At 65.9% G+C, this 1852-nt stretch carries 1 protein-coding gene; it reads left to right on the forward strand.

What is annotated here, in order from left to right:
* Positions 1-38: 38 nt before the first annotated feature.
* Positions 39-1775 (forward strand): IS1634 family transposase, encoded by a 1737-nt coding sequence (locus tag AC1DNF_RS35525; RefSeq protein WP_478153607.1) that lies wholly within the window; start codon positions 39-41, stop codon positions 1773-1775.
* Positions 1776-1852 lie beyond the last annotated feature (77 nt).

The following is a 1852-nucleotide window of genomic DNA, read 5'->3' on the forward strand; positions in this document are numbered from 1 at the left end:
ACTTGAATGATTCACATCGTTCGACTATATTTCTCTTCATGGCAGCTCGTACCGGCACCGCTCACGTCGTCACTACGACGCGCACCTACAAGGACCAGGTCTATCGCACCCACCTGCTGCGCCGCAGCTACCGCGAGGACGGCAAGGTCAAGAACGAGACCCTGGGCAACCTGTCGCACCTGCCCGACGAACTCATCGAGATCATCCGGCGCTCGCTGCAGGGCGAGACCTTCGTGCCCGTGGCCTCGGCGTTCGAGATCACGCGCTCGCGCCCCCACGGCCATGTGCAGGCGGCCAGCGCCGCGATGGCCGGCCTGGAGATGGCCTCGCTGCTGGCCTCCAAGCCGTGCCGCGAACGCGACCTGGTGCTGGCGATGGTGGCCGCACGCATCGTCGCCCCGCACACCAAGCTGGCCACCACCCGCTGGTGGCACACCACGACGCTGGCCGAGGACTTCGGCGTCGCAGACGCCGACGAGGACGATCTGTATGCGGCGATGGACTGGCTGCTCGAGCGCCAGGATCGCATCCAGAAGAAGCTCGCCGCGCGCCATCTGAGCGCTGGCGCCTTGGTGCTGTACGACCTGTCSTCSAGCTACTTCGAGGGCAGCTGCTGTCCTCTGGCCAAGCTCGGCTACAGCCGCGACGGTAGGAAGGGCATGCTGCAGGTCAACTACGGCCTGCTCACCGATGCGCGCGGCTGCCCGCTGGCGGTGTCGGTGCACGAGGGCAATGTGGCCGACAGCCAGACCCTGCTGCCCGAGGTCAAGCGGCTGCGCGAAGACTTCGGCGTCGAGCAACTGGTGATGGTGGGCGACCGCGGCATGATCTCCAACAAGGCGATCCAGGAGCTGCGCGAGACCGAAGGCGTGGGCTGGATCAGTGCCTTGAAGAGCGTCTCGATTCGCGCGCTGGTCGAGCAGGGCCAGCTGCAGCTGGGATTGTTCGACGAGCGCAACATGCTCGAACTGAGCTCGCCGGACTATCCCGGCGAGCGGCTGGTGGCGTGTCGCAATCCGGAGCTTGCCAAGCTGCGCGCGCACAAGCGGCTGGAACTGCTCGCCGCCACCGAGGCCAACCTGCAGAAGATCAAGGCCCGGGTGGACGCGCTCAAGCTGGTCGGTCGCGATGAGATCGGCTTGCGCGTGGGCAAGGTCGTCAACCAGTACAAGATGGCCAAGCACTTCGAGCTGGCCATCGGCGACAACGCCTTCACCTTCGCGCGCAAGACAGACGCCATCGCCGCCGAGGCGGCGCTGGACGGCATCTACATCATCCGCACCTCGGTGAGCGCGGCGCAGATGGACTCGGCCGACTGCGTCCGCAACTACAAGTCGCTGGCCAACGTCGAGCGCGCGTTCCGCTCACTCAAGACGATCGACCTGAAGGTGCGCCCGATCCACCACCGCACCGCCGATCGGGTGCGCGCGCACATCTTCCTGTGCATGCTCGCCTACTACGTCGAGTGGCACATGCGCGAGGCCTGGCGCGAGCTGATGTTCGCGGACACCGACCAGCAGGCCAAGGCCATGCGCGACCCCGTGGCGCCGGCCACGCGTTCCAAGGCAGCGCTGGCCAAGGCGGCGCGCCACACGCTGGATGACGCTACGCCCGTSCACAGCTTCTCCACCCTCATGGCCGAGCTCGCCACCATCGTGCGCAACACCTGCCGAGCCCCTCAGGTCGGCCCCGAGGCGCCCACCTTCGAGCTCCTCACCAACGCGCAACCGCTGCACCTGCGCGCCCTCGCGCTCGTGCAAAACATCAAGCCGTAGACAGAAAACTCCCTCTCCAACTCAAGCAAGTGCTTGAGTCACAAGGGAATCTCGTTATTCGCTTCAGGGAACTTCAG

This window comes from Variovorax sp. 01T432 (assembly GCF_056398605.1).